The organism is Bacillus sp. DB-2, from assembly GCF_003315125.1.
Taxonomy (GTDB): domain Bacteria; phylum Bacillota; class Bacilli; order Bacillales; family Bacillaceae_G; genus Bacillus_A; species Bacillus_A mycoides.
Genome location: NZ_QNRN01000039.1, coordinates 1 through 2,494, shown reverse-complemented (window position 1 = coordinate 2,494; position 2,494 = coordinate 1). Strand labels below are relative to the sequence as shown.

The following is a 2,494-nucleotide window of genomic DNA, read 5'->3' as shown; positions in this document are numbered from 1 at the left end:
TAGCGCCGATGGTAGTTGGGACCTTGTCCCTGTGAGAGTAGGACGTCGCCAAGCAACTTTAAGACGAGTCAGAATGACTCGTCTTTTTTGTGTTTTAAACTTCTTATCAGTCTCAAGTAAGTAATCCTTATTCTTTTGATCCTCTCATATTCATTTTCTTTCGTCATTTTTGATGTGTAGTTTAAGATTTTCTATTTTATTTTTTGTAGAAGCAAGCTGTCGGTGTGTTAAAATAGTGCAGTTGTTTTTTTGAGTACTTAAATATAAGAAGATTTAATTTTGAAAAAGGAGATAATATGAAAAAGATAGGTGTAATTACTATAGTGGTTTTAGTCCTTCTAGCAATTACTTATATGTTAGTCGGCAATTATTTTTATAATTATGCGTTGAATGCGAAACAAGAGAAAGAGTTTTTAGAGGATAATCCTCACTTAGTAGAAACTGTGAATGCATCGGGAGGTGTGTTTGCTACAAATGAAGAAAAGGATGCGAACTTTGTATCAAATCATAAACCTAATATACGAAATATAAATTCTTTCGATAAGTTGAAATTAACAGGTTATGAATATATGAATGAACAATCTAGCCATAAATGGGCAATTGTAGTTCATGGATATGATAGTAGGGCATCGAAAATGACGAAATATATCCGGAATTTTTATGAAGAAGGATATAACGTCATAGCGCCAGATCTTCGTGGGCATGGAAATAGTGAAGGTGATTATATAGGGATGGGCTGGCACGATCGTAAAGATATTTTGATTTGGATTCAACAAATTGTAAAGAAAGACCCTAATGCTGAAATAGCACTCTTTGGAGTTTCAATGGGGGGAGCAACTGTAATGATGACTTCAGGTGAAGAGTTACCCTCTAACGTTAAAGTTATTATTGAAGATTGTGGATACTCAACTGTTATTGATGAATTTACTTATCAATTAAACGATTTATTCCACTTGCCGAAGTTTCCTGTTATGAATGCGGCAAATACAGTTACAAAATTAAGAGCTGGATATGATTTAGAAGAAGCTTCAGCTGTAAAACAAGTAGCGAAAAGTAAAACACCGATGCTATTTATTCATGGGGACGCTGATACATTCGTTCCTTATGAAATGTTAGATGAAGTATATAATGCTGCAAAAGTAGAAAAAGAGAAATTAATTGTTCCAGGTGCTGGACATGGAGAAGCCGAGAAGGTAGATTCGAATAAATATTGGAATACCATATGGGAATTCGTGGGGAGATACATTCCAGCGTAATTAGATTGTTTTAGATTTGTATTTTGTATATACGATAATCAGAAGGAAATGTTTTTATACTTTTGATTATCGTTTTTTCTATTTAAAAACTCATTTTAGTTTGTAGTATATAAGGTTTGAAGCATAAATTTTTGAATTCCTTATTGCCAGTGCTACAATAATTGAAAACTACATGTTAATGAGGTGTTTCTATGAAAATTGAAGTATGGTCAGATTTTGTATGCCCATTTTGTTATATTGGGAAACGTAGATTAGAAATGGCTTTAGAGCAATTTCCGCATAAGAAAGATGTTGAAGTTGAGTTTAAAAGTTTTGAATTAGACCAAAATGCTCCAATCTATTCTGGAATAAGTATTAATGAAGTACTTGCATCAAAGTATGGGATTAGTATTGAAGAAGCTAAGCGTAATAATATACAACTAGGCAATCATGCAGCTAGTATGGGGTTAAGTTTTAATTTTGAAGAGATGAAGCCGACGAACACTTTTGATGCGCATCGTCTTGCCAAATTTGCAAAGGATCAAGGGAAAGAAAAAGAGATTACGGAAAATCTACTTTGTGCATATTTCACTGAATCGAAAAATTTAAGTGATGTGGATACGCTTGCTACTATTGCTGAAGCTTCAGGTTTAGATAAGCAAGAAGCTCTACATGTTATTAATGATAAAAGCGCATATGCAAATGATGTTAGAATTGATGAAGCGATTGCTCAGCAATATCAAATTTCGGGAGTTCCTTACTTTATTATTAATCAAAAGTATGCTATTTCAGGTGCGCAACCACTTGAAACTTTTGTTGGTGCACTTCAGCAAGTTTGGGAAGAAGAGAATCCTGCACCTAAGTTACAAGAGCTTTCTTCAGAGGGTGGAAGCGATATGTCTTGTACGGATGAAAGTTGTTCTGTACCTTCAAAAGAACAATAGTTTTTATGATGGAATAGCAACCCATAGAGTGTTTCATGGGTTGCTATTCTATTCTTATAGAAGAGGTATATAAATAGATAAATTAATAACGTAAATAGGATTTATAAAAAAATGAAGTTTTTTATAAAAACATATTGACGATTGTAGGTTAGAGGTGTAATATAGAACAAGTCGCCGATAGCAACAACGCAGAAAGCGACAAAAGAAAATGAAAAATTTAGTTGACATTGAAATATGAAAATGTTAACATAAGGGAGTCGCAAATGAGCGGCAAACAAGTTCTTTGAAAACTGAACGAAACAAACAACGTGAACG

The 2,494-nt window shown here is 33.6% G+C and carries 2 protein-coding genes; both read left to right on the top strand.

Annotation, left to right across the window (positions count from 1 at the left end; translation table 11 throughout):
- Positions 1 to 296: 296 nt before the first annotated feature.
- The gene (locus tag DET63_RS29990; protein ID WP_033709745.1) at positions 297 to 1,256 is read left to right on the top strand and encodes an alpha/beta hydrolase; all 960 of its coding nucleotides are present in this window, start codon (positions 297 to 299) and stop codon (positions 1,254 to 1,256) included.
- 191 nt (positions 1,257 to 1,447) lie between these two features.
- Positions 1,448 to 2,179, top strand: a complete 732-nt coding sequence (locus DET63_RS29985) for a DsbA family oxidoreductase (protein WP_113938657.1) — start codon at positions 1,448 to 1,450, stop codon at positions 2,177 to 2,179.
- Positions 2,180 to 2,494: the final 315 nt, after the last annotated feature.

Coding starts and splice junctions, on each gene's coding strand:
- DET63_RS29990 (WP_033709745.1), top strand. CDS start 297: ATGAAAAAGATAGGTGTAATTACTATAGTGGTTTTAGTCCTTCTAGCA.
- DET63_RS29985 (WP_113938657.1), top strand. CDS start 1,448: ATGAAAATTGAAGTATGGTCAGATTTTGTATGCCCATTTTGTTATATT.